This is a genomic window from Xanthomonas sp. NCPPB 1638 (assembly GCF_041475635.2).
Classification (GTDB): domain Bacteria; phylum Pseudomonadota; class Gammaproteobacteria; order Xanthomonadales; family Xanthomonadaceae; genus Xanthomonas; species Xanthomonas cucurbitae.
In genome coordinates this window covers 2,041,996-2,067,481 of the sequence record NZ_CM192984.1, presented here as the reverse complement: position 1 = coordinate 2,067,481, position 25,486 = coordinate 2,041,996, and the positions used below count along the sequence as shown (strand labels likewise).

Here is a 25,486-nt window from a genome sequence, read left to right as displayed (position 1 = left end):
CATGCAAGAGGATCTGCGGCAACAGGTGCTGACCCGTCTGGAACGGGACTACGGACTCAAACACCGTAGCGGTACGCACTACATGCGCGGCGGCAAGTGCCCGTCCTGCAGCAAGAAGGAGCTCTACACCAACCACCTCAAACCGTGGGTGGTGAAGTGCGGCCGTCAGTCCAAATGCGGCCGCGAGCTGCATGTCAAAGACCTCTACGACGATCTGTTCGACGACTGGTCCAAGCGCTTCCAGCCGACACCGTCCGCCCCGAACGCGGCAGCGGACGCGTATCTGGAGTTCGCGCGTGGCTTCGACCTGGCGCCGCTCAAAGGCCTCTACACGCAGGACAGCCATTACGATCGCAAGATCAGCGCCGGCACGGCAACGGTGCGCTTTGCGCTGGTGAAGGGCGGCTGGTGGGAGCGCCTGATCGATCGCCCGCACCGCTTTGGCAAGCAGAAGGCACGCTTCGCCCCGGGCCAGAGCTATGTCGGTGTGTGGTGGGCTGCTCCAGCCACCCTGACCGCCATGCAGACGGCGCGCGAGGTGTGGATCGTGGAGGGCATCTTCGATGCGATCGCGCTGCTGCAGCACGGCATCTGCGCGGTGTCGGCGATGTCGTCCAACGCCTACCCGGAAGACTCGCTGCGCGAGTTGGCCAAGGCGCGTGCCGCCGACCTTCCCACCCTGGTATGGGCACTGGACAACGAGCCGAGCGCACGCGGCTACACGCATCGCCACATCAAGCGCGCAGCGGCCTTGGGCTTCAAGTCGCGCGCCGCACAGATCGTCCAGCGGGACGGTAAGAAGACCGACTGGAACGACCTGCATCTGCGCGCATTGGCCTCCGACGACGCCGAGCAGTGGAACAACGACCTGACCGAAGCGCGCTACCAGGGCGACCTGCTGACCGCCCGATCGGCCGTGGACAAGGGCCTGCTGATGTTCGAGCACGACGGCCGTACCGATTTTTGGCTGGAGTTTGGCTCGCGCCTGTTCTGGTTCGACTTCGACGTGCAACGCTTCGAGAAGCTGCGCCGCGAGAAGCTGGGCGACCAAGACACCGATGGCGACGACGAGTTGGAGGCCGAGGATCTGCGCAAGATCAAGCGCGCCGCCTGCGCGGTCCAGCGCATTGCCGGGTGCTACCCACAGGCGCTGTACTTCCAGCGCCACGAAGTGACCGACGAGAGTTGGTACTACTTCCGCGTCGACTACCCGGACGACAAGCCCAGCGTCAAAGGCACCTTCACCGGTGGCCACGTGGCTAGCGCCTCAGAATTCAAGAAGCGCCTGATCTCGCTGGCGCCTGGAGCGCTGTTCACCGGCAGTGGCCACCAGCTGGATCGGCTGATCGAGGAACAGACCGAGACCATCAAGACCGTGGAGGCCATCGACTTCGTGGGCTACAGCAAGGAACACCACGCTTACCTGCTGGGCGATATCGCCGTGCGCGACGGCGAGCTGGTGGCTGCCAATGAAGAGGACTATTTCGAGTTCGACAAGCTGCGGCTGAAGACCACACAGAAGTCGATCCGGCTGGACATCCAGCGCGATGCAGAGGCATTCCGTACCGATTGGCTGCCCTGGCTGTGGCTGTGTTTCGGCACGCACGGCATGGTGGCGCTGACATTCTGGTTCGGCTCGCTGTACGCCGAGCAGATCCGCGCCGCACACAAGAGTTTCCCCTTCCTCGAAGCGACCGGCGAAGCGGGCGCGGGTAAGACCACGCTGCTGACCTTCCTCTGGAAGCTACTGGCGAGGTCGGACTATGAGGGCTTCGACCCGGCGAAGTCGTCCAAGGCCGGACGTGCGCGCGCCATGGGCCAGGTGTCCGGCATGCCGGTGGTGCTGCTCGAAGCCGATCGCAGTGAGCCGGACAAGGCGCATGCGAAGACGTTCGAGTGGGACGAGCTCAAGGACTTTTTCGGCGGCGGCACCCTGGCGACGCGCGGCGTGCGCAATGGTGGCAACGAAACGTACGAGCCTCCGTTCCGGGGCACGATTGTAATCAGCCAGAACGCTGCGGTGGACGCCTCCGAGGCGATCCTGACCCGTATCGTCAAGCTGCACTTCAAGCGGCCCAACGTCACCACGGAAAGCCGCATCGCCGCCGACAACCTCAACGCCCTGCAGGTCGAAGAGCTGAGTCACTTTCTGGTGCGTGCGGTGCGCCAGGAGCGCGCCATCCTGGACTTGTTCGCCGAGCGGGTGAAGATGTTCGAGGGCAAGCTACGCGCTCAGCCGGAACTGCGGCTGGAACGCGTCATCAAGAACCATGCGCAGATGCTCGCGCTGTTCGACTGCCTGCGCCTGGTCCTCACCATCCCCGACGACATGGTCGAGAAAACGCGCCTGGCGCTGCTGGACATGGCCCTGGAGCGCCAGAAGGCGATCAGCGCCGACCATGCCCTGGTGAACGAGTTCTGGGAGGTCTACGAGTACCTCGAGGCGACCGGCAACGGCAAAGCGGTGGTCAACCACAGCCGCGACACGCAGCGCATCGCCATCAACCTCAACCACTTCACCGCACGCGCGGCGCAGTTCAGCCAGGGCGTGCCGGATCTGAAGGTGCTACGGGTGCTGCTGAGCGACTCGCGCCGGCACAAGTTCATTGGCGCCAACGTGGCGGTGAACAGCGCGATTCTGAAGGACGAGCTGACCGGCGTGGGCACCACCGTCAAGTGCTGGGTGTTTGCGAGATGAGCACTCTGGCCCGTGTTGGAAGTTTTAGGATTTTTTCGTTGACAGCGCGCCAGGGACGGAGCAACTATTACCGCGTCGCCGCACAATCGGCGACCGGGATTGGCAGCTCGATCACTCAAGGCGCACCAGCGCCCATCGTCCGATGCACGGCGCTTTTTTGTTGCTGCTGTGCACCGCACGCGGCGCATTCTCGCCAGTTCTATGGCGGGCGGTACGTGGGGGCCGCAAGGCCCGCCGGTTCCTTGAGTCCGGTCTGCCAACCCGTGCCGTCCGCCACCCTGCTTGGCAGCGGGATGGCGGATTCCAACCAACTCAAGGAATCCACCATGTCCTACGACGCTCAAGAAGCGCCGGCCGCTGCCGCGCGCCAGATCGCCCACTATTTCGGCCTGATCGCCAACACCCTCGACTGGAACCACACTGCCTGGCTCGCCCTGCAGGCGAAGCTGCAGGCCGGCGGCAAAGCGCCTGAAGCATTGACCCTGGCTGACGTTGCCGCAGCCATTGCGACGATCAACGCCGACCAGGCCGAGGTGCGCCAGTGAGCCGCCGCCCCCTGACCAAGACCCAACGTATCGCCCCTGACGTCTACCTGAGCTTGCAGGTCCGCAGCCAGGACGTACTTGCCGAGCTGTATGCAGATGGTCAGCACGACCGGGCGCCGGTGATGTTCGCCTGCAGCGCGATCGAGAAGCCTTCCGACGTATTCCTCGTCGGTGATGGCACCGGCCTGGTCATCGGTTCGACGCACGTGGTGATGCCCGAAGCCGATGCTGCTTCGCTGAGCGAATGGATGATTGCCCGCCTGCCTGTCTTGGAGGTGGCCTGATGGACACAGCCAGTCCAAACGCCCAGCTGCCGGAAGGCACTGATTACTCGATCAGCGAAGAAGAGCAGTTCCGGCTCTGGCGCGCCTATCACGCGGCTGCTTTGCTCGCCGCGCTGACCAACGATGTGGCGATCGAGGCAGGCATCAACCACGACGGACCAGCGGCAGTAGCCGAGTACATCCGCCACGAGCTGCTCGATGTCCTCAATGGCGCGCAGCACCTGCGCGAACCCGACCCAAGCATTCCGCCATCTGGCGCTGACCTGATCTAACCCCGCAACAGCGGGCCGGCGGGCGGTGCTGGAACACCGCCCCAAGGCCCTCCACCAACGCAACTCAGGAGAGTCGATATGCAACAGCAAACTGGAACATGTCCAGCCACGGCAGCACGTCCGCTGGCTTTGGGCACCGGACCCGACGCGGAGGCTAGCACGCCGGCCGTCGTCGCCTACGATCGCGGCATGGGCGATTGCTCGGCCACCATTACCCTGCGCGTCACGCATGGTTCGGTGGTGGTCACTGCCGCGCTGAACATGGGGCCGCTGCGCGAGGCCCGTCAGTCGTGGGAGCGGCGTCGCGGCACCGGCGCCGGCTGGAAGCTCATCGACGGCCCCCGACTATGGACGGCTGCAGAGGACTCGATCAGCACGGAGCTGGCCGAGTTCATGGACGGCTTGGATTTCCCCTTCGACCTGGCCAACATGCTGCCGCGCCGCCCGACTGCGGCTGCCGCCGCCGCAGTGGCACAGGCTGCACGCGAGGTGGCCAATGGTTGAGTTGCTCACTCTGGTAATGATCCTGGCGCCGGCTGCCGGCGGCGCGCTGGTCTACAAGCTGTGGATCTCGCGCCGCCCGCGCCTTACCCAGACCGGCCTGGCTGTTGGTCAGGTGCCGCAGCGCCTGCGTCGCCGCACCCGCATGGCTGTACGGCGGGAGGTGACACATGGCTAAGTCCGTCATCTTTCTCGGCCCGCAGGGCAGCTGCAAATCACTCAACGCCGAGGCCTTGTGTCAGAAGCTCGGTCTGCAGGAGGTCGTCGAGCTGGACGATATCTTGTTCGCGCTCCGCGCTGATCGCCTGGAGTCTTCCGGGCAACTGATCCTGACCTGCGACGAACAGCAAGCGCATACCTGGTCGGTTCGCTGGGGCCTGCGCCGCATCCGTGTCGAGGAAGCACGCATCCAACTCGGTTCCGCATGGAGGACGCAGCCATGAATCTGCATCGCACTATCGAGGTTGCGCGCGCGGCTGTGCGTATGGGAGGGCCTGGCCCCTTGTCCACCGGGGAGGCGCTCACCGCCGCTCTGGTGCTGAATCGCGCTGATTGGCTGGCCGAGATGGACTACACCATCGCCGAGGCACTGGACCGGATCGATACGGACACAATCCAGCACCTGCGTGCGGCCGAGAGGATCATTTGCGAAGATCGGGAGACCGACCATGGCTAACTACGAGATACTGCACGGACACCTGTTCTGCGGCCTTGGCGGCGGCGCAGCTGGCTTCAACGCTGCGCGTCCAGACATTGGCACCGCACGCGCCAGCTTCCGCTGCATCGGCGGCATCGATGTCGATCCTGCGGCGATAGCCGATTTCAGCCGCATCGCCGGCGTCCCCGGTACGGTGATGGACTTGTTCGACCGGGACCAATACCGTGCGTTCTGGGGCTGTGAACCACAGGACGACTGGCGCGAGGTCACTACCACCGACGTGCATCGCGCCTTCGGAGGGGAGCGGCCGAACGTGGTCTTTCTTTCTGCGCCATGTAAGGGCTTCTCCGGCCTGATGGCAGAGAGCAAGAGCCGCACAGATAAGTATCAGGCACTCAACCGTCTGACGTTGCGCGGCGTGATGCTGACCTTGGAGTCATACAAGGACGATCCAGTCGAGGTGTATCTGTTCGAGAACGTGCCGCGCATTGCGACGCGCGGCCGCCATCTGCTCGATCAGATTACCGCGCTTTTCCGCGCCTATGGCTACGAGGTTGCAGAGACCACCCACGACTGCGGAGAGCTGGGCGGCTTGGCACAGAGCCGAAAGCGCTTCCTACTGGTCGCGCGCCACCGCGAGAAGGTGCCGCCGTTTCTATACGAGCCGGTGAAGCGCCCGCTGCAATCGGTAGGCACGGTGCTGAGGCGCATGCCGCTTGCAGGCGACGTGGAGCGCGCAGGGCCGATGCACCGCGTGCCGGCACTGCAGTGGAAGACCTGGGTGCGACTTGCGTTCGTCGAGGCGGGCCGCGACTGGCGTAGCCTTAACCGGCTGGCGGTCGAGGACGGTGTGCTGCGCGACTACCTGGTGATGCCTGAAGTCCATTACGGCCCCGCCAACGGCAACTTCGGCGTCGCGGATCCACGGGCTGCCGCTGGCGCTGCGCAGTATCAGCAGTACGGCGTGATGAACATGCAGGACACCGCTGGCGCGGTGATCGGTGTGAAGTCGCCAGGCCAGGGCACTTTCTCGGTCGCAGATCCGCGCTACGACTGGTCACCGAGCGCGCATCGCAACAAGTACCGCATCGTGCTGTTCGACCAGGCCAGCGGCACGGTCACCTGCAGCGATCGCGTCGGCAGCGGCGCGCCATGCGTCGCAGATCCACGGGCATTCGGTAGGTTTGCCGGCGCAGGCAAGTTCAACGTGACCGGTTTCGACCGTGCGGCTGGCACAGTCATTGCGCGCAGCGACACCGGCCACGGTGCCTACGCCGTTGCCGACCCCCGCCCCGCCAACCAGCGCGAGGCGGGCGACGCCTACGTGACCAACGGGCACTACGGCGTGGTGCCCTGGGAGGGCAGCAGCGGTGCCGTGAGCGCCGCTGCTGGCCATGACAATGGCCGATGGTCCGTTGCGGATCCGCGCATGCCTGGCGAGCGCGAAAACGTAGTCTGCCGCATCATCAGCCTGGACGGCACCTGGCACCGCCCGTTCACCACGCTGGAACTGGCAGCGCTGCAGTCGCTGGTGGACCCGGAGGCCAAGCTGGAACTGGATGGCCTGTCCGACCAGGCATGGCGCGAGCGTATCGGCAATGCGGTTCCGCGCCACGCGGCAACCGCCATCGGCGAAGAGATCGGCCGCACGCTATTGCTAGCCTGGACTGGGCAGACCTTCGCGCTCTCAAGCACACCCATCTGGGTGCGCGACGTGGCGGTGGCCATGTCCCTGCAGGGAGCGAGCGCATGACGCCGCAAAATATCCAGGACGTGACCTACCCGACTGACCGCGACCGGCCCGGCGAGTGCTCGCGCATCCGCATACTCGTTGAATGGTCGGGCGAGGGCTGCACATCTGGACTAGGCCTATGCGAAAGGGAGGCGGCATGACGCAGCGCCAGGTGGACCACGATGCACCGCTGCCGCCCTGCAAGATCGGCCACACCGCACGGCACATGCTGGATCTGCGTCGGCCAGAGGCTGGTGGCGGACACTTCGTGGAATGCGCATGCGGGCGCACACAGAAACATCACAGCTTCGAGCTGGCCATCGCCGAGTGGCGACGCTGCAACGGGATACGCGCGGCGCGCAAGCCGCGTCCTGTGGCTTCCAACGTGGTGCAGATGGGCTTGCGCTTCACCGGTGCATCGCCACGATGATCGATAGCGCGAATATGGAAGCATTCCGCAGGGCTTGCGAAGCGCGCCACTGGCTACGGCAGGGCTATGCGGATGCGGCCAAAGTGCAAGAGCTAAGGCTCCGCATCGCCGCTCAGCGCGGCTACGCCGCTGCTGACTTGCTTGTGGAGGAAATGCGCGAGCAATGGCGACGCCGGCATGAGTGGATCGAGGGGAAAGTGGCGTGAGCAGTCCGGTGGTTACATTCGAGGATCTGCGCCGCCTTTGCGCGCCGGTCGGTCCGCCCCCCCGTGCAGCCACCGTAGTGCGCTGGGCACGCGAGCAGGGAATTCTCTACAGGTATGACGGAAGAGGCGGAATCTGGACAACCCTGGATGCGCTCAACGCCGCATTGGGGCTGGTCCAAAACGCTGCTGAGCTACACAACAAGGAGCTGATCTGATGGGACGCGGCAGGAAGCGCAAGTTCAACCCGGATATCCCCAGGCATATTGACCAAGACGCCCTGCCAAAGGGCGTCTATTGGGCCGATGGACGCTGGTACATCATTGAGGGCGGCCCCACGAGGAAGCGCACACTTGCCTACGCGGACGCGAGGCTTTCCGACCTCCACGCGGCCAGGGAGGCATCCCGTGGTGCCGGCCTGGTCGGTTCTCTGCAGTACCTGACCAAAGCATTCAAGCTCTCCACCGAGTACCGCGACCTGTCCCGCAGCACCCGTGATGACTACGACCGCCATGCCGAGGTGGCCTGTAGCTACGTGCTGAAGGATGGCAGTCTGTTCCGCGGCCTGCAGGTGGACCGCTTGTCCGTTCCCCTGGTGCAGCGCCTGGTCGAAGCGCTCGCCAAGGGGCGGGAGGCGAGCGCCGTGCAGCCCGCATTGCTTGCCCGTCCGTCCACGGCCAATCACACATTGCGTTATCTGCACCGGCTGTTTGCCTGGGGGATACGCATCGGCCATTGCAAGACGAACCCGGCCAGTGGCGTACGTGGTGCGAAAGAGCGCGCAGATGCAAAGATGCCGGATCCGGGGTCGTTCCTGGCTGTGCTTGAGTTTGCCAAGGCACGCGCTGCCTTGAACCTTCACGCAAAGGGTTCGGTTCCGCCATACATGCCGGCTGTCATGGTCCTGGCCTACAACGCACGCCTACGCGGCGTCGAGGTGACAGATCTCACAGACGCCGACGCGCTGTTGCAGGGGGTGCGATGCACACGCCGCAAGGGTTCCCGCGACAACATCACACTGTGGAACGACGACCTGCGGTGGGCATGGACCTGGCTGCGGGACTACCGTGCCCGACGCATCCATGCGCACAAGAGGCCGGTACCGCTGCACCCGGAACAGCGCAGGCTTCTCGTCACGCAGACCGGCACGCCTCTGGCGCGATCGACATTGAAGACAGCGTGGCAGCGGCTGATTACGGCAGCGATCGAGGCGGGAGTGATCCCGGAGGAAGAGCGATTCACGCTACACGGGCTGAAGCATCGCGGTATCACTGACACGCGCGGAACGCGCGCGCACAAGCAGGATGCGGCCGGCCACGTCACGCCGCAGATGACGCATCGTTACGACCACGAGCTGCAGCTGGTCGAGCCGCCAACACTGCCTACCGAAGAAGCGTTGGCATTCGTCGATCTGGTGAGGCCGTCAGAGTCGTGACAAACGCGAATTTTCCCGGCAATTTTCCCGGTGCAACGAAAAAGGGCTTGCGGATTGACCGCAAGCCCTTGATGTTTCTGGCGCCCGAAGTTGGACTCGAACCAACGACCCCCTGATTAACAGTCAAGTGCTCTAACCGGCTGAGCTATTCGGGCGGGGAGGCGTATTCTAGACGCAAGCTTTAGGGAGTGCAACACCCCTGGGCCACTACCAACAACCGGGGGTAGTCGAAGCGCTCGGGGTCTTCACCCCAGCTTGGTTCAACGTCATCGTGCCGCATGTGTCCTTGGTTTGATTGCCCTGCGGAGCTGCAGTCAACGTAAAGCTGGACTGATTACCGGTGAATGTAATGGTGTATTGCGCAGTCCCACCTTCCCGCGGCGACTGCGTGGTCGTCGAACCGTTCCCAAAACGATAGCTTGCGTACGTATTGTTGGTCGTGTGCGAGCGTTCGGCCAGTTGCGAATACTCAACCAGATCTGCCTTGGCCTGAGCCCGACGCGACTTGCGAATATGCTCAGCGTAGGACGGATACGCGACCGCCGCCAGGATCCCGACAATAGCAACCACAACCATCAACTCGATGAGCGTAAACCCGCTGCTCCCGGCGCGATGAGACAGCCGGCTGGAGAAAGATTGAGAAAAACGTGGCGACATCGGAACCTCCGTCACTGGATCTGGCGCCACGATTGGCGGCCACAAGGATAAGGAACATACATGGGTCCGGCACCTGCGACGTTGACGACCATCCAGCAGCCGGCTCCTTGGGGAACCACAGGTGCGGCTGAGCCGTCCTTCGGATTAACCTTCGGCTCGAGCCGGGGCACAACAGACACACCCAAATCCTTTACGGGCGCATTTCCTCCGGTATTGAGCGAGATGCCGGCAGAACCGGCTGCGAGGGTTGAGCCGCTAATGGCACCCATTCGAACACCAGACAAGGCACCAGCACCTGTACGCGCATTCAAACCAAACAGCCAGTTCACACCGTCGGTGCTGCAGCCACTCGTTGCTGCAAGTGGCGCATACGTGGGCAGGAACAAAATTCCGGACACGAGTTCTGGATAGCCCACGAACCGCTCCCCTGGTGGCAGATCCACATACCACCCCAACACTGACGCCGGGGAGGTGCCCGCCTGCAAGGTTCTTGTTGCTGTGCCGCCGGTAGTCACCACTGTGTAGGGCATCAAGTTCGACCTGGTCAAGGTCGTGGCGATGACCCCATCGACCTGGTCCGTGAAGCCATACAGGCTCTGCGTATGCTGCGCCGAGGTTGGCAGACTGTCAGCGGTAAAAGAGAAGCTGCCAGTGCCGAACATGACCAGAACCCCGCCATTCTCACCGGACGCGGCCTGCAAGCCACCGGTGATGGGCTGGCGGAATGTCTGCCCGGCCTCGACATACGTTCCTGTGGTGAATGCCGGCACGGTTACCGAAGATGCCGTCGAAGTGAGATCAAACTTCCAGATAGCGCCGCGAAGGTCGGCAGCGTAAACCGTGTCGGCATACCCGTCCCGCATGCGAGCAGGCTTGTTGGAGGCCGGATCAATCGTCATTGTGTCGACCCGATCCAAGACAATGAGGTTACCAAGCCCATTCCGTCCAGTAATGGAATTATTGGATTCCGTCGCCTCGATCATACGTACGGTTGGGGTCGCGGACGTTCCGATATCTACAACAAACAACACTGCCTTGCCGCTGGCACTCTCGTAGCCGTTACCGAAGATCGCTTTCCAACTCACTGCCCCATTTGCAGCACGCACAGGAACGATGACAGGCTTGCCCAATACATGCCCAATATTCGAACGCACCGTGGAATCGCCACTGAGGTCGTTGATTTCCCAAAGACGGCTACTGGCACCGAACGTTGTCGGATTGCTCACATCCAATGCGAATACACCGCGACCACCTGCACCAGTCGTTCCAACCAAGGTGGTTTTCCAGCTGTTATCGTAGTAAGTGTCGCCCACTGCAAGCGGCCCATCAACGAAGTATCGATGATCGAACGGCTGAGCAGAGCCCTTACTGGACTGATAGGGCAACAACAGGTTGCCCATATGTCCGTATGACGTAGCCGGAATATAGGCGAAACGCTCGCGCCCCCCACTACCGGTAACGGTACCGTTACCGCTCATCCCTCCATCGAATGCATGCAACATGCCGTCGTTAGCCCCCGCATACACCATATACCCCTGGTTCGTACGCTTGCTGTTTAGATAGTTGGTGTAACTCGTCCCCAGTGTTCCGCCGAGAGCGCGATATCCGTAGTCATCGATGGGCGCACTGATGACCGGTGCAGAGTTGATGATATCGCCAAGCACGGTGGTCCGGTCACGCAGCTTGCCTTTCTGTTGAACCTCGCCGCTTCGATCGCCCAGCAGATAGTTGGCTGCCGTTGCTGCAGTCGCACCCAGCGTTGTCCCTAGATCCTGCTCGGAGCAGAGGGTCTGACCGGGATACAGTGTTCGAGAGAGGCCACATAGGCCGCTCAAGCTGATGGTCGTTCTATCGAACTTGCGCACGTTGGTACCATCGCTGAAGAACACATTGCGAGCGCTGGCGTCGGGCATTTGCGTCGACGCTTCCCAGAGCTGCGTAAACCGCGCCTCTCGCGTATCCGGATCGACCGACGCCTGGCTTGCCTTCAGCGTACTGGACCAGTCCGTACCATTGTTCCTGATCTGGTACTCCGGCGTCACGGTCAAGGACCCAGCACCAATCCGCGCGCCGGTCAGCGCCAAGGTTCCAGAGGGGGAATTGGCTGCGCTGGCTGCCGACAGGACACGGCGCATGGCGGCTGTCACCTCGGCAGGACTCTTGGCATTGATGAACTGGGCACGGCTGTTGATCGTGGCGTGCCAGAGTTCGTCGATCACGCGACCATCGTCGTCGACAACTGGATCGCCATTACCATTCCAATTGGGAGCATTGGCATAAGGATCATCGGTGGCCGATTGATTGACCTCGTAGATATTTCCCTGCGCCCCCAGGGTGATTGCATAAAAGTTCATATGCAAATCTTTCTGGCAGTCCAGTCGCTTCCAGTCCGCAGATGTCTTCGAAAGAGTCGCGCACCTCTCGTCAACTGGCACCAAACCAGCTGGAAAACTTGGGCCCGTCACCAAAGGAGTCGATGCACCAGAATAGTAGGAGGCGGCAATATCGGCAATCGTATTGCTATAGCTGTCAGCGAATGGCGCACCAGGAAAATCTACGGTGCCGGTAGAATCAGCGTTACCATATCCACCGGCCACATTGTTGATATTGGAGTATCCGTCCGTGAACAACATGCCACCGTTCTTCTGGCACGCACGCAATACCGGAGCGCCGTCTCCAGTCCGCTTGAATTGCTTACCCAGATAATCCACGGCAGTACGGTTCGGGGTTCCGCCACTTGGCTCCAGGCGGTAGATCTGCTCGAAAAGCGAGGCGCGCTCAGCGTCCTCGTCAATATTATACATACTCACTGGAGTCAAATTATTGATACTGAAATAACCTACCCGCATCTTGTCAACAGCAGCCAATGCACGCGACTCAGAACCAATGATGGCAAGAATGCGATTCCGCTGATACTGAAACCAATTTGCAAAGTTCTGCTTAGCATCATTGAAAGCGCCAACATTCGCATAATTGTCTCGCGTTATTTGATATCGACGCAAATTACAATTAGGACCACAAGCATTTGCGATGATCGGACGATTGCTGTCGCCAGTGAGGTATCCCGTGGGCGCAGGAGCAGCAGCCGGAAGATAGAATGTCGCGGGGATATAAGAAATCTGCACCGAACAATCGATGGCTACCGTAGCATTAGACGTAAGAGCTGACCACAAACCACTCGTTCCAGCCAAGCCATTGTTGTTATTATTGCTACAGACCCTACCAGTTCCGGACGTGCGATAGCGTGTCTGAGCAGGAATAGTCATTCCCGCGATAAACCTAAACGGGCTGTCATCCAAATTTTCTCTAGGCAAACCGAGGTTCACGATAGTGCCATTTCTACTCATACTGATTTGCTGATCCGCCCCCCCATAAATCAAGGGATCACGAGGATCTGGCCTAGCCCTATCAAAATCAGCAGCGGGCCACAACGCTGGACTGTCCCCACTCTTTGAAGCCAAGCTCCAAGGATCATAGGTGACATTTGGATCGTAGTAACCCGCATTATATGCCGGCGATCTTGCAAACCCGAATTGATCGAGCGGCGGAATAGCCACTCCAGGACTATACGAACTATTGTAACCTGGAAAAGGAAAAAGATAAGAGTAGCAGTCATTAAAAGCAAATGTATTGTTACCCGACGTGAACGTGCAACTTCCACCAACATCAAAGAAATTTCCGGAAGAACTAAAAAAACTGCTGCCATTCCATCGCATACGCCCATCCCCACCCTTGAAGAGGCGTTCGAATGTCATCGAATTCGAATCATCTACCGCCATGATGAAAGCAGGTGGTATTGAGGTTGCGTTGTTCAACGGAGATTGTGCCAAGGTCCCCTGCCCCTGCGCAGCAATCAGGTTATAGACGAAGTAGCCCCCTACCGCGACCAGAACGATCGCAGAAGCAACAGCAGTTCGAAAAATGCGACGCGACATGTCGACAGCCTCAGAGCTTGAAGATGGTATCGATGGATGCAGACGACGAAGCATCCGTCGCGGCATCGTTGGCGAATGTGGTGATCTGGTACACCGGAGTCACCGGGTCAAGCGGCCCCCCCATCGCAAGCGACCCGCCACCGATGATGCAGGAGTCGATGCGCCTTACGCTGACCGCCTGACTCACGGTTGTTGCCTTGCTGCGACCCCATGCAACCGGGTCGAATGCAACATCGCAGTTCTGCTGAATATCGGTATCCACCAACGGAGCGCCAGTGGGTGCATCCGTCCGATTGGCGATAGCCTCAATGGCCCGCTCGCTTCGCCGCGTCACTCCTTCGGCATTCTGGAATGCGATATTGGTCTGCAAGTAGTTGGATGCCATTTTTTCCTGCATTCCTGCCACCTGCATACCAGCGATACCGATCAGCGCCAATAAAATCAGCATGATCAACGCGACGTAGAGCACCGCCCCGCGTGGCCGAGTGGGCATTGGACGCAAACGAGCTGAGGTATTCATGAGTTAATTCCCGAACAGTCGATTACGCAGTGCAATCGTAGACTCGTAAGTCATCCTGTAGCGCCCGTCCGCCTGAGTGGGTTGCGCGAAAGATATTCCCAGCGCACTCGGGTTGCGAACTGCATTGGCAGGCCTCTCGGCTGCGGATGGTGTCGGGCTGCGCGCCAGGATACCGACCTGGACCTGCCCAACACGCCGCCATTGGGCAGCTGCGACAGCATCCGTTCCAGTCGAGACATCGCTTGCCACAGCTTGGCTAGTGATATTACCCACTGGCGGCGAGGTAGTGGACATATTGTCGGTCTGGTCGAGACCGAACAACAGTTGCATATTCTCGATGCCTTCGACCAATTCCTCCGGAGTAGCGTAGTCGTCCGCTCCATTGGAACGTGCCCGCATCAGCACCGGCTCACCCGAAGCGGCTGACGTCCCCACGTAGTACACCAACGACTCGGCGCGATAAATCAGCGCCTGACCACTAGGTCTGGTCGAATACTTGGATAGATTGGTTCCGTTGGCAGTGACCTTGCCACTCTCATAGGCGCCCTTGAATACGACGGCATGCGCGCAATCTGCGATTCCAAACAGGTTTGGCGATGCCTGCCTACCCTCGGTCAGGCGCCGTCCAGCGGTAGCATCGAAGCTCGCAACGCTAGTACTCCCTGAGGTCAATGTAGTGATCGGCACGCTTTCCGGTGCGAGATAGCGCAGGACCAGAATGTCACTACCACCACGAGGATTGAGCTTGGAGATCGCCGATGGCAGATTGGCAGGCAGCGCCCAGGTAGCGCCGATCGTCAGGCTTGCTGGCGGCTTTGTGTTAGGCGCTTCGTAGCCTTGAATACTGACGCTGAAATCCAGCGGATGGCCGGAGCCGCTCGCTGCGCCAGTCGTGACCACCGGATCGCCCTCCCCACGTACGAAATGCGCTTGGTCGTTGACACAGCCGAAGTGCCCTGCCATACGAATGTCGCGCTGCAAGAACTCCAAAGCAAACCGACCGTTTTCCTGAGCGCGTGCATTTCCTTCAGCCAGCATCGATGCGGTGCGGGATGCGGAAAAAACCTGGATCACCCCAAGCATCAACACCAACCCGATCACCATCGCGATCATCATTTCGATCAGGCTGATGCCGGCAATGCCGCGTTTGGCTATGGCACGAGGATTCATAGCTGAGATACCAGAGTGAACGTGGTCCGTGCATCAGGATTACTGGCGTCCCAGCGCTGGTCTCCCCACGCGATACCTACGGTGACCTGGCCATTGGTGTTGAGGACGGTTGCACTGGCCCCTTCGCCCAAAGCTTGTACCACTTGGCATTTCCAGCGCGCAATGTTGTTTGCAATGGTGACCGAGTTTCCCAGGGTCCGACTACAACTGGTCGAAGTTACTGTATTGGCGGAAAACGTGGCATCTGTATACCAAGCGGATTGAAAGCGATTGCTGCGCATCTGGTCCAGCAAGTCGTAGGCCAGGTTGGTGGCCTGGGTACGGTAATTGGCGCTTTGAACAAAGCGGACATTGGCCGTCTGCAATAACGCGAACCCGAGCAAGCCGAACGCAAGCACAATGATGGTGATCAGCACCTCAAGCAAACTGAAGCCTTGGGATCGTGAGCGCGATACGAATGAACGGGAATACATCATTGACAGGTGCCTTTCTGAGACGTGATCTGACCAGCACCGTTGACTACCAAGGTACGACGCAGCGCCTGCCCGTCGCACACTGTTGGCTGCAGTGTGATTTGCTGATTGGTGGACGCGACCCTGCGCCCGCGCCCATCAAAAGCGATCGCCGCGCCAGATGGACCTGAACTTGTCAGTGACCGGTCTATCGAAACAAAGCGCAAGACGGTGTCGCCGCTCTTGAAGACTCCATCGCCATCGGCATCCGCCCAGGCAAGCATCCCACTTGCCCAATTATTGTCGCAGGCTGCTCCTGACGCGCTACCACAGACACCCCCACCTCGCCGATTGCGGATTGCCTCGCTGCGGGCAAGAGATAACAGCCCGATGCTCTCGTTGGTAGCACTCGCGACGCGGTTGGAGCGGATCACTCCACGGAAACTGGGAAATGCAATCGTCAACAGGATCGCCAAGACGGCGATCGTGATCATCAATTCCACGAGAGTGAAGCCGGTAGGTCGGCGAAAAGACATTGGACGCTCCCCAGCGTGACGTGCCCAAAATGCACCCTGAAGCCCTGACGCGACAAGCGCTGGGGGGACGAACGGTCGTTTCAGGGTTACTGGCGTACGCGCAAAGGCAAGGCCGGCAGTTTGCTACTGACCTTGGTTCAGCCCACTTCAGGCACTGCGGCCTGCGGCGGGCCTCAGGTCACCACCCGATAACAAGGCCGATAATCGCCCGAGATCTTCATCCGGCGCTGCTCCACGAAGCCGCGTAGCAGTTCGTCCAGGGCCTGCATGATGTCGGGGGCGCCGTTGATCTCGAACGGGCCGAATTCCTCGATGCGGCGCATGCCGTCTTCCTTGACGTTGCCGGCGACGATGCCGGAGAAGGCGCGCCGCAGGTCCGCGGCCAGGGCGGGCGCCGGGCGGCCGTGGTGCAGGTCCAGGGCGGCCATGGCTTCGTGGCTGGGCACGAACGGCTGCTGGTACTCCAGCGGGATGTGCACCGACCAGTTGAAGTAATAGGAGTCCTTGTGATCCTTGCGGTGCGAGCGCACCTCGTGAATGCCCTCGGCCATGCGGCGGGCCACCGCGACCGGGTCGCCGACGATGATCTCGTAGCGCGAGGCGGCGGCATCGCCCAGGGTCAGGCGAATGAAGCGGTCGATCTGTTCGAAGTACGCCGAGGCGATGGTCGGGCCCGTCAGGATCAGCGGGAACGGCAGGTGCGCATTCTCCTCGCGTAGCAAGATACCGAGCAAGTAAAGGATCTCTTCGGCCGTGCCGACGCCCCCCGGGAACACCAGGATGCCGTGACCGATGCGGACGAAAGCCTCCAGCCGCTTTTCGATGTCCGGCATAATGACCAGATGGTTGACGATCGGGTTCGGCGATTCGGCCGCGATGATGCCGGGTTCGGTCACGCCGATGTAGCGCGTGTGGTGCTTGCGCTGCTTGGCGTGGGCGATGGTGGCGCCCTTCATCGGACCCTTCATCGCACCCGGGCCGCAGCCGGTGCAGATGTCCAGGCCACGCAGGCCGAGCTCGTAGCCTACCTGCTTGGTGTAGAGGTATTCGTCGCGCGAGATGGAATGCCCGCCCCAGCACACCACCAGATTCGGGTCCGACGGCTGCAGGATGCGCGCGTTGCGCAACTGGCCGAAGACCGCGTTGGTGATGCCTTCGCTGGTGTCCAGATCGCCCCGCTGCGCTTCCAGTTCGATGGCCATGTAGGCCAGGTCGCGGACCACGGCGAACAGCAATTCGGCCACGCCACGAATGATTTCGCCGTCGACAAAGGCCATTGCCGGTGCGTTGCTCAGGTCGATGCGGATGCCACGGTCCTGCTGGTTGACCTGGATATCGAAATCCGGATACAGGTCGCGTGCGGCGCGCGGGTCGTCCGAGGCGCTGCCGCTGGTCAGCACGGCCAGCGCGCAACGGCGCAGCAACTCGTGCATGCCGCCACCGGATGCATCGCGCAGCCGGGCCACTTCCGCCTTGGACAGCACGTCCAGGCCACCACGCGGATAGATCCGCGCATCCACTACCGGCAGCGCCCGCGCCGCCGTACTGCTGAGTTCCATAGCTTGCTCCTGTCGTCTGCGCAGGACTTTAGCGTACTCGCCCGCACAAAAGAAAACGGCCGGGTTGCCCCGGCCGTTTCCGCAACGCGTGCCACGCCAATAGCGATCAGAACTGGTAGCGGAAGCCCAGCTGCAGTGCCCAGCGGGAGATGCCACGATCATCGTAGATTGTCGACTGGTCAGGCGTATTGAAGCGATACACGTACTTGCCGCTGGCCGCATCGATGCCGCCGTACTCGACTACGCCACGCATGCCGGGGAAGCCGTACTCGTCGACGCGTCCCCACTTCTTGTTGAGCAGGTTGCCAACGTTCATGACGTCCAACCAAAGGGAGGCCTTGTTGCCCTTGAAGAAGCCCGGGATTTCCTGCTCGATGTGCAGATCGAACTGGTTGATCCAGGAGTTACGTGCGCCATTGCGTTCGGCGACCTGACCACGACGGGCGGCCAGATACTCATTGCCTTCAATGTACTTCCAGAACGCTTGCTCTTCCGCTGCTGTACCGAACAGCACATCGCCACGGCCGGCCGGGATATACAACAGGTCGTTAAGGCGACCATCGCCGTTGGCGTCGTTGTCGAAGGTGTAACTGTACGGACGACCATTGCGGCCCTGATAGATCAGACCCACCTTGGTCTCGTAGTCGCCGAAGAACGCGTGCTTCCAGTTCAAGGTCCCCAGGAAGCTGTTCTTGACCTCATACGCTGCGGTCGAAGCAACATTTTCATTTGCCTGGAAGACCGCGGTATTGGCCAGCTGCGAACCCGACACCGAGCTGGTCAGACCGCTGACCTCGTCGGCGTCGGTGTAGGTGTAGTACAGGCCCCAGGACCAGTCGCCGCCGTTGAAGGGCTTGTTCAGACCAAAGGTGAAGCTCTCGCTGCCCCCCTTGTCGGTCGGACGCGCGATGATCGCATCGTTGAAACGTGTATCGCGTAAACCGCGTGCGTCAACCGATGAACCTGTGCCACGCAGACATGCCGCCGGAGCGCCCGCACCGGTCGGGTTGCGACCGTCCTCCAGCCAGCAGGCCGGATTCAGCCCTGGCGTATTCCAGTACAGGTTACGGCCGTCCTGGCCCACGCGGCTGGTGCTACCCAGATTGAGCTGCTGATAGTAGATCGCCTCGTTAACCTTGGTCACCACCGCCTCGGCGGACGCGACGATGCCGTACCAGGGCAATTCGGTATCGAATGCCAGATTGGCCTTCCACACCGACGGCTGACCCAGCTTGCTGTCGACGAAATCGACCGACTGGGTGGCGCCATTCACCGACCCGTTTCCAATCGGCTGGTTGTTGATGTCCGGCGTAAAGCGAATCCCGTTGGAGTTCACCAGGGCTTGGCTGGAGAAGTTGTAGTCGGTGTAGGCCAGACCGGTATTGGAGTACGGGTTGGACAACCACACGGTTGCCGCGGCGCCCTGGAACAGGCCCACGCCGCCACGCAGCTGGGTGGGACGATCGCTGTCGAAGGTGTAGTTGAAACCGAAGCGCGGCTCGAACAGACCGTTGCCATCGATGGTCTGATCATTGCGGAAGCCAAACAGCGTCGAAGCCGTTGCATTGTAGGCAGGGCTGTTCTTGACCATCGGCTCGTCATAACGCAGGCCGAAGGTCAGGGTCAGGTTGTTATTGACCGCCCAGGTGTCCTGCAGGAACACGCCCACATTGCGCATACCCCATTGCGCCGCGATATCCTCAATGTTGCCGCTGTTGGAACGCGAATACCGATAGTTCAGCGGGCGATTGGCCGCGTAGTCGGCAATCGAGTTGAACGTGTATGAACCGAAGACACGCTGGCCGAACAGATTGAACAGGTCGTTGTCTTCGTAGTCGAAACCGAACTTGACGGTGTGGTCGTTCAAGAACAACGTGCCCGCAAAGAAGGCATTCCAGGTTTCGGTCCGCAGCTCGTTGGCCTGGGTGCTCTGCTCGGTGCCGAGGTTGACGGTGTTGTTACCAATGCGCACGGCGATGGCGGGCAGCTGCGAAGCGGCGGTACGCACGGCCGAATAATCGCGGTAGGACACCTTGGCTTCGGTGGAGAACGTATCGGTCCAGTCGCTGAACAACTGGGCGGTGTACGTCTTGAGGCTGAAGTCGCGAACGTAGTGATACGAGTTCAGCGACAGCGCCTGATTGCCGAAGCCGTTGAGGTTGGCGGTGCTCTGCTCGCTTTCGCCATAACGCAGCGAGGCGCGGTGCTTGTCGGAGATGTTCCAGTCGAGCTTGAAACCCTTCTCTTCGGAATCCGAATCCAGCGCCGGCAGCGCCAGGGTTCCCGGATCGAAGCCGTAGACATTACGCGAGATGTCGATGATCTGATCGACCTGCGCCTGCTGGATCTGCACGGTGTTGCTCTCGCCCGAACCGATCGGACCAAAGCCGGAGGCACCGGTGAAAACGCCCTTGCCCTTGTACTTTTCGTAGTTGGCGAAGAAGAACAGCTTGTCCTTGATGACCGGCCCGCCCAGGGTCAGGCCGTAGGTGGTTTCGCTATCGAACAGCTGCGGGCGGATATTGTTCTGGTTCTTGCCCGACCAATCGTTCTCGCGGTAGGTGCCGTAGACCGAGCCGTGGAATTCGTTGGTACCGGATTTGGTGACCGCATTGATGACGCCGCCGGTGGCGCCGGTGATGGTGACGTCGTAATTGGCGACGTCGACGGAGATTTCGTCGATGACGTCCATCGAGAAGGGCTGGCGCGGCGTCGGCAGGCCATTGGACTCCAGGCCGAACGCGTCGTTGGTGTTGATGCCATCCACGCGGATCAGGTTGAAGCGCGGATTCTGGCCGCCCACCGAGATTTCGTTACGCGCCTTGTCGGTCTGCGCCACGCGCGGATCCAGGCGGACGTAGTCCTGCAGGTTGCGGTTGATCGACGGCAGCGATTCGATCTGTTCGCGAGTCACGTTGGTGCCGGTGCCCATCTTGTTGGCACTGAACAGCGCCGAGCCGTAGTCGCCACCGATGGCCTGCACGGCGCCCAGCGTGGTGACGTCGCCGCCCAGCGACGCATCGACGCTGTTGACCTGATTGAGGTTCAGGAATACGCCGTCTTCGGTCTTGGTGCCTTCGCCGGACTTGGTGATGGTGATGGTGTACGGGCCACCCACACGCAGGCCGCGCGCGTTGTAGCGTCCGCTGGCATCGGTGGTGGCGCGGCTCACGGTGCCGGATTCGACGTGGGTGATCGTCACTTCGGCATTGGGCACCGGCTGCCCGCCACTGCCGGTCACCAGGCCAGCAACGCCGGCAGAGGTGCTCTGGGCGAACACGGGGGCGGCGGCGAGCGCGGCAACAAGGCCAAGCGTGAGCTTGGACATGCGGAGACAACGGGGGTGGGTCATTTCGGTGGCCTCGATACAAGTTGGGCAGTGACAAAAAGCGCAGTCAGCCCAACCGTTCCCGGGGTTGGGCTGCCGATGATCTGGGGTCCCTCGCCGCGCGACTGGTTGCTGCCGCAACGGTTAACAACAGATTAACACGCTAAGGCCTGATTGTGACGGCGGCGTGACAAAGTTCGCTTGGTGCAACATGCACTTCGCGGACAAGGACGTGAAATGCCCGGCCGATCAGGATCTCATCGCAAAGTAGACTAGCGTCGCGAAATGGCTTGCCCCCCGCATTGCGGACGGACTGCCACCAATTGCGCAGCGCGGCTTGGGGACGTCGCCGATTGCAGTGCAGGCGGAACGCCGGCCGTCGCTGCCGCCCTAGATCGACACAGGCAGCTTGAAGTAGGTGCCCAGCCCATCCAGGAACATCTGCACCGAGATGGCGACCAGCAACATGCCCATCAGGCGTTCGACCGCAGTCAGGGCGCGGTGCCCCAGCAGCTTGTACAGCAGCGGTGCGGAGGCAAGGATCGAGGAGGCGCCGATCCAGGCGATCATCAGCGCCAGGCTCCAGTCCCACAACCGGGTGGGTTCATTGCTGCCCATCAGCATCACCGCCGCCATGCCCGAGGGGCCGGCCACCAGCGGAATGGCCAGCGGCACGATGAAGGGTTCGCCATCGGGAAGCTCGCCCATCAGCCCTTCCGGGCGCGGGAAGATCATGCGGATGCCGATCAGGAACAGCACGATGCCGCCGGCGATCGCCACCGACTCCTGGCGCAGGTGCATCAGCTCCAGCGCGTACTTGCCGCCCCACAGGAACGCCATCAGCACGCACAGGGCGATCAGCAGTTCGCGTGCCAGCACGAAGCGCTGGCGCTTGGGCGGCAGCGGCTTGAGCACGCTGAGGAACACGGGGATGTTGCCCAGCGGGTCGAGGATCAGGAACAGCAGCAGGGCTGCCGAAAGAATGGTCATGCGGACGGGCTCCAGATCGCGCCGCGGTGCGCGGCACCGGCCCGGGACAACAGGCTGACGCAAGCAGTGGCGTAGCGCACCGGGTCGGCCGCGTCGCGGTCTTCCTGGTGGGTGAAGGCGCGCGCGCGCAAGGCGGTGCGCATGGGGCCCGGCTGCAGGCCGTGGATGCGCACCGGGCCGGCGGCGGTTTCGTGATGCAGGCTGGCGATCAGCCCGCGTTGCGCATGCTGCGCGGCCCCGTAGGCACCCCAGTAAGCCTGCCCGACGCGTGCGACATCGTCCACCACGAACACGGCTGCCGCGTCGACCTGCTGGCGCAGCAGCGGCAGGCAGGCCTGCGTCAGCCAGGCGCGCGCGGTGAGGTTGACGTGGATGCTGCGGGCGAAGTCGGCGGGCGCCGCAAGTTCGGCCGGGGTGAGGCCGCCGAACTCGGCAGCACACTGGAGCAGCCCGTGCAGGCCACCGAGTTCGGCATGCAACCGCTGCGCCAGCGCGGCATAGTCGTCCGGCGTGGCGCCGGCCAGATCCAGCGGGTAGAGCAGCGGTTCGGGGCCCAGCTTGGCAAGCGTGTCGTAAACGCGTTCCAACGGGCGCAGCTTGCGGCCAAGCAGCACCACCGTGGCGCCCGCACCGGCGCACGCCTGCGCGGCGGCGGTACCTAACCCGCCGGCCGCGCCGGTAATCAGGACGATTCGCCCGGCCAGCGCCTGCGCTCCCACCCCGTCCTGCGACACACTCACGGCTGGTAGGCCTCGCTGACGATGCGCTTGAGTTCGCCGGCTTCGAACAGTTCCAGCGTGATGTCGCAACCGCCGATCAGCTCGCCGTGGATGAACAACTGCGGGAACGTCGGCCAATTGGAATAGCGCGGCAGGTTGGCGCGTATCTCGGGTTCTTCCAGCACGTTGACGGTGCGCAGCTGGTCGGCGCCGGCGGCCACCAGGGCCTGCACCGCGCGACTGGAAAAGCCGCACATCGGGAATTGCGGGGTGCCTTTCATGAACAGCACGATCGGGTGCTGTTCGACTTCGGCCTGGATGCGTTCCATCACCGGCATTGAACTCTCCTGACTGGGAGCGGCAGGCCCGACCGCCGGGTCGGATAGACTTCCGCAAAGGCGCGCATTGTAAGCCTTCACGCGACCCGCCGCCGGACTCCCTTCGCTGCCCTGCCCATCATGCCGATCGAACACCTTGCCCTGCCCTACTCTCGCGCCGCGCTGGAGCCGCATTTGTCTGCCGCGACACTGGAAGCCCATCACGGCGTGCTCCACCGCAGCGACGTGGAACGGCTCAATGCGCGCATCGACGGGAGCGAGTTCGCCGAGCTGACGCTGGAAGAGATCATCGCGCGGGCGCAGGGCACGCTGTTTCACTTGGCGGCACAGGTCTGGAATCACAATTTCTACTGGCAGTGCCTGCGCCCACGCGGCGGCGGCGAGCCGCTGAGCAAGCTGGCCGACAACATGGGCAAATCATTCGGCGACTTTGCGCACTTCAAGCAGGAATTCAACCGCGTCGCGCTGGGCACATTCGGCTCTGGCTGGGCCTGGCTGGTGCAGCGCCCGGACGGCACCTTGGCGGTGGTCGCCACGCCGAATGCGTCCACTCCGCTCACCGGGCCGGACACGCCGCTGCTGGCCTGCGATCTTTGGGAGCATGCGTATTACCTGGATTACCAGCGCGACCGCGCGCGCTACCTGGATGCATTCTGGAAACTCATCAACTGGGACTTCGTGGCCAGCCGGCTGCGCTAGCCGCCCGGCGCGCGAGGGCAGTTGCACGGGCGATCATGCGGCAGCTCGTCCGGCCGAATCGCGCGCGCATCAAGCGGTGCGTTGCGGCCTCCGTTGCCGATGCCGCTGGATCGCGATATCGCACGCAAGCCGCCGCAACCTACTCACCGCGCAGGCGCGCGACCACCGGCGCCACCTGGACATCGCGCTGCACTGCCGCGCCGGCCTGCGTCAGAGCCTGCATCAGTGCCTGCGGCGTGTCGGCACGCAGCGTGGCATGCCCGACCTTGCGCCCCTCGCGCGGGTGCTTGCCGTAGTCGTGCCAGTGCCCACCGGGCACCGCCAGGAACGCTTCGGCATCGGGCATCGCACCCAGCCAGTTCAACATGCAGGCATGGCCGCGCATGGCGGTGCTGCCCAATGGCAGGCCAAGCACGGCACGCACATGATTCTCGAACTGCGAGGTTTCGGCGCCTTCGATGGTCCAGTGCCCGGAGTTGTGCACACGCGGCGCCATTTCGTTGGCCAGCAATTGGCCATCGCGCACGAACAGCTCCAGCGCGAACACGCCCACGTAATCCAGGGTGTCGGCAATCGCGCGCGCGCGCGTTTCGGCCAGCATCTGCATGGCGGCGTCCACGCTGGCCGGCGCCAGACTCGCCGACAGCACGCCATCCACATGCCAGTTTTCGGTCAACGGCCAGGCGCGGAATTCACCGTCGCGACCACGCACCGCCACCACGCTGACCTCGCGCTGGAACGGCACGAAGGCCTCCAGGATCAACCCGACCCGCTCGGCCTGCGCACCCAGTGCGTCCCACGCGGCATCGGCATCGGCCAGCGTCTTGATCCGGAACTGGCCCTTGCCGTCGTAGCCGAAGCGGCGCGTCTTGAGCACGCAGGGCGCACCGATGCATGCCAGTGCGGCGTCCAGGCCGGCGCGATCGTCGATTGCGGCGAATTCGGGCACCGGGATGCCGAGCTCGCGAAACAGGGTCTTTTCGCTGAGCCGGTCCTGCGCCACCGCCAACGCCTGTGGACGCGGAAACACCGGCAGCTGCGCTGCTAAGTGCTGCGCACTGGCTGCGGGCACGTTTTCGAAATCGAAGGTGATCGCATCGGCCTGCGCGGCGAATGCAGCCAGCGCAGCGGTATCGTCGAAGGCGCCCACCTGCAGCGGCGCCAGTTGCCCTGCGCAGGCATCGGCGGCCGGATCGAACGTCGCAAAGCGCACGCCCAGTGGCGCACCGGCCAGGACCAGCATGCGGGCCAGCTGGCCGCCTCCCAGAATGCCGAGCGTCGTCATTGGCGCGGGTCGTCGCTGGCCATGACATCGTCGGTTTGCCTGGCGCGGAACTGCGCCAGCGCCTGCCCGATCTGCGCCTGCTCGGGTGCCAACATCGCTGCCGCGAACAAGGCCGCATTCGCAGCGCCAGCGTTGCCGATTGCGAAAGTGGCCACCGGAATGCCAGCCGGCATCTGCACGATCGACAGCAGCGAATCCATGCCATTGAGCGCCTTGGACTGCACCGGCACGCCCAGCACCGGCACCGCCGTCTTGGCGGCCAGCATGCCCGGCAGGTGCGCCGCGCCGCCGGCACCGGCAATGATCGCGCGCAGGCCGCGTGCGCCGGCCTGCTCGGCGTAGGTGAACAGCACATCCGGCGTGCGGTGCGCCGAGACCACCTTGACTTCGTAGGGCACGCCCAGCGCATCGAGCTTCTGAGCTGCGTGTTGCATGGTCTCCCAATCCGAACGGGAGCCCATCACGATGCCGACCAGCGGCGCGGAGTGGTTGGAGGTCATGGCCCTGCCCTGCGGTAAAGACGTATTCTAGCCAATCTCC

Annotated in this window: 26 protein-coding genes and 1 tRNA gene; 13 read left to right on the top strand and 14 right to left on the bottom strand. The window is 62.3% G+C overall.

Features of this window, described 5'->3' with window-relative positions; translation table 11 throughout:
• The first annotated feature begins 1 nt into the window (after position 1).
• The 12 genes from ACCQ13_RS08945 (at position 2) to ACCQ13_RS08890 (ending at position 8,758) form a co-directional block, all read left to right on the top strand.
• Positions 2 to 2,698, top strand: a complete 2,697-nt coding sequence (locus ACCQ13_RS08945) for a toprim domain-containing protein (RefSeq protein WP_274392085.1) — start codon at positions 2 to 4, stop codon at positions 2,696 to 2,698.
• A gap of 326 nt (positions 2,699 to 3,024) precedes the next feature.
• Positions 3,025 to 3,243, top strand: coding sequence for a hypothetical protein (locus tag ACCQ13_RS08940; protein ID WP_159407961.1), 219 nt, complete (start codon positions 3,025 to 3,027; stop codon positions 3,241 to 3,243).
• Positions 3,240 to 3,527: a hypothetical protein gene (locus ACCQ13_RS08935; RefSeq protein WP_159407035.1), complete on the top strand. Its 288-nt coding sequence runs from the start codon at positions 3,240 to 3,242 to the stop codon at positions 3,525 to 3,527. The genes ACCQ13_RS08940 and ACCQ13_RS08935 overlap by 4 nt, the downstream gene beginning before the upstream one ends.
• Positions 3,527 to 3,799: a hypothetical protein gene (locus ACCQ13_RS08930; RefSeq protein WP_159407034.1), complete on the top strand. Its 273-nt coding sequence runs from the start codon at positions 3,527 to 3,529 to the stop codon at positions 3,797 to 3,799. The genes ACCQ13_RS08935 and ACCQ13_RS08930 overlap by 1 nt, the downstream gene beginning before the upstream one ends.
• 78 nt (positions 3,800 to 3,877) lie before the next feature.
• On the top strand, positions 3,878 to 4,303 hold the full coding sequence (locus tag ACCQ13_RS08925; protein WP_167526876.1) for a hypothetical protein: 426 nt from the start codon (positions 3,878 to 3,880) through the stop codon (positions 4,301 to 4,303).
• Complete coding sequence (locus tag ACCQ13_RS08920) at positions 4,296 to 4,478, top strand: hypothetical protein (protein WP_159407033.1); 183 nt, start codon at positions 4,296 to 4,298, stop codon at positions 4,476 to 4,478. The genes ACCQ13_RS08925 and ACCQ13_RS08920 overlap by 8 nt, the downstream gene beginning before the upstream one ends.
• On the top strand, positions 4,471 to 4,743 hold the full coding sequence (locus tag ACCQ13_RS08915; RefSeq protein ID WP_159407032.1) for a hypothetical protein: 273 nt from the start codon (positions 4,471 to 4,473) through the stop codon (positions 4,741 to 4,743). The genes ACCQ13_RS08920 and ACCQ13_RS08915 overlap by 8 nt, the downstream gene beginning before the upstream one ends.
• On the top strand, positions 4,740 to 4,976 hold the full coding sequence (locus tag ACCQ13_RS08910) for a hypothetical protein (protein ID WP_159407031.1): 237 nt from the start codon (positions 4,740 to 4,742) through the stop codon (positions 4,974 to 4,976). The genes ACCQ13_RS08915 and ACCQ13_RS08910 overlap by 4 nt, the downstream gene beginning before the upstream one ends.
• The gene (locus ACCQ13_RS08905) at positions 4,969 to 6,711 is read left to right on the top strand and encodes a DNA cytosine methyltransferase (RefSeq protein ID WP_159407030.1); all 1,743 of its coding nucleotides are present in this window, start codon (positions 4,969 to 4,971) and stop codon (positions 6,709 to 6,711) included. Before ACCQ13_RS08910 ends, ACCQ13_RS08905 begins: the two co-directional genes overlap by 8 nt.
• 136 nt (positions 6,712 to 6,847) lie before the next feature.
• The gene (locus ACCQ13_RS08900) at positions 6,848 to 7,120 is read left to right on the top strand and encodes a hypothetical protein (RefSeq protein WP_159407029.1); all 273 of its coding nucleotides are present in this window, start codon (positions 6,848 to 6,850) and stop codon (positions 7,118 to 7,120) included.
• On the top strand, positions 7,117 to 7,326 hold the full coding sequence (locus ACCQ13_RS08895; protein WP_159407028.1) for a DUF7696 family protein: 210 nt from the start codon (positions 7,117 to 7,119) through the stop codon (positions 7,324 to 7,326). The genes ACCQ13_RS08900 and ACCQ13_RS08895 overlap by 4 nt, the downstream gene beginning before the upstream one ends.
• A gap of 214 nt (positions 7,327 to 7,540) precedes the next feature.
• A complete protein-coding gene (locus tag ACCQ13_RS08890; RefSeq protein WP_159407027.1) occupies positions 7,541 to 8,758 on the top strand; it encodes a site-specific integrase in 1,218 nt (405 codons plus the stop codon).
• Between the two features lie 78 nt (positions 8,759 to 8,836).
• Here ACCQ13_RS08890 and ACCQ13_RS08885 read toward each other — a convergent pair.
• The 12 genes from ACCQ13_RS08885 to grxD form a co-directional block, all read right to left on the bottom strand.
• Positions 8,837 to 8,913 (bottom strand) — tRNA-Asn (locus tag ACCQ13_RS08885).
• Between the two features lie 52 nt (positions 8,914 to 8,965).
• A complete protein-coding gene (locus ACCQ13_RS08880) occupies positions 8,966 to 9,415 on the bottom strand; it encodes a type IV pilin protein (protein ID WP_104603665.1) in 450 nt (149 codons plus the stop codon).
• 11 nt (positions 9,416 to 9,426) lie between these two features.
• The gene (locus tag ACCQ13_RS08875; RefSeq protein ID WP_208800549.1) at positions 9,427 to 13,350 is read right to left on the bottom strand and encodes a pilus assembly protein; all 3,924 of its coding nucleotides are present in this window, start codon (positions 13,348 to 13,350) and stop codon (positions 9,427 to 9,429) included.
• 10 nt (positions 13,351 to 13,360) lie between these two features.
• Positions 13,361 to 13,870 (bottom strand): pilus assembly PilX family protein, encoded by a 510-nt coding sequence (locus ACCQ13_RS08870; protein ID WP_104603657.1) that lies wholly within the window; start codon positions 13,868 to 13,870, stop codon positions 13,361 to 13,363.
• A gap of 3 nt (positions 13,871 to 13,873) precedes the next feature.
• A complete protein-coding gene (locus ACCQ13_RS08865) occupies positions 13,874 to 15,040 on the bottom strand; it encodes a PilW family protein (RefSeq protein WP_159407026.1) in 1,167 nt (388 codons plus the stop codon).
• Positions 15,037 to 15,516 (bottom strand): type IV pilus modification protein PilV, encoded by a 480-nt coding sequence (pilV, locus tag ACCQ13_RS08860; RefSeq protein ID WP_372372385.1) that lies wholly within the window; start codon positions 15,514 to 15,516, stop codon positions 15,037 to 15,039. Before pilV ends, ACCQ13_RS08865 begins: the two co-directional genes overlap by 4 nt.
• On the bottom strand, positions 15,513 to 16,028 hold the full coding sequence (locus tag ACCQ13_RS08855; RefSeq protein WP_104603655.1) for a GspH/FimT family pseudopilin: 516 nt from the start codon (positions 16,026 to 16,028) through the stop codon (positions 15,513 to 15,515). The genes pilV and ACCQ13_RS08855 overlap by 4 nt, the downstream gene beginning before the upstream one ends.
• A 173-nt stretch (positions 16,029 to 16,201) precedes the next feature.
• Complete coding sequence (ppnN, locus tag ACCQ13_RS08850) at positions 16,202 to 17,587, bottom strand: nucleotide 5'-monophosphate nucleosidase PpnN (RefSeq protein WP_104603654.1); 1,386 nt, start codon at positions 17,585 to 17,587, stop codon at positions 16,202 to 16,204.
• A gap of 106 nt (positions 17,588 to 17,693) precedes the next feature.
• Entirely contained in the window at positions 17,694 to 20,939 is a 3,246-nt protein-coding gene (locus tag ACCQ13_RS08845) for a TonB-dependent receptor (protein WP_274392084.1), read from the bottom strand.
• Positions 20,940 to 21,305: 366 nt separating this feature from the next.
• On the bottom strand, positions 21,306 to 21,905 hold the full coding sequence (locus ACCQ13_RS08840; RefSeq protein ID WP_104588811.1) for a YhgN family NAAT transporter: 600 nt from the start codon (positions 21,903 to 21,905) through the stop codon (positions 21,306 to 21,308).
• A complete protein-coding gene (locus ACCQ13_RS08835; protein WP_167526875.1) occupies positions 21,902 to 22,645 on the bottom strand; it encodes an SDR family NAD(P)-dependent oxidoreductase in 744 nt (247 codons plus the stop codon). The genes ACCQ13_RS08840 and ACCQ13_RS08835 overlap by 4 nt, the downstream gene beginning before the upstream one ends.
• Complete coding sequence (grxD, locus tag ACCQ13_RS08830) at positions 22,642 to 22,962, bottom strand: Grx4 family monothiol glutaredoxin (RefSeq protein WP_029221564.1); 321 nt, start codon at positions 22,960 to 22,962, stop codon at positions 22,642 to 22,644. The genes ACCQ13_RS08835 and grxD overlap by 4 nt, the downstream gene beginning before the upstream one ends.
• Positions 22,963 to 23,082: 120 nt before the next feature.
• On the opposite strand from grxD, the gene ACCQ13_RS08825 reads away from it, so the two are divergent.
• Positions 23,083 to 23,661, top strand: a complete 579-nt coding sequence (locus ACCQ13_RS08825; RefSeq protein ID WP_159407025.1) for a superoxide dismutase — start codon at positions 23,083 to 23,085, stop codon at positions 23,659 to 23,661.
• A 139-nt stretch (positions 23,662 to 23,800) separates the two neighbouring features.
• On the opposite strand, the gene ACCQ13_RS08820 is transcribed toward ACCQ13_RS08825, so the two are convergent.
• Together ACCQ13_RS08820 and purE are read right to left on the bottom strand one after the other, a co-directional pair.
• The gene (locus ACCQ13_RS08820; protein WP_159407024.1) at positions 23,801 to 24,946 is read right to left on the bottom strand and encodes a 5-(carboxyamino)imidazole ribonucleotide synthase; all 1,146 of its coding nucleotides are present in this window, start codon (positions 24,944 to 24,946) and stop codon (positions 23,801 to 23,803) included.
• A complete protein-coding gene (gene purE, locus ACCQ13_RS08815) occupies positions 24,943 to 25,446 on the bottom strand; it encodes a 5-(carboxyamino)imidazole ribonucleotide mutase (protein ID WP_104603649.1) in 504 nt (167 codons plus the stop codon). Before purE ends, ACCQ13_RS08820 begins: the two co-directional genes overlap by 4 nt.
• Between the last annotated feature and the right edge of the window lie 40 nt (positions 25,447 to 25,486).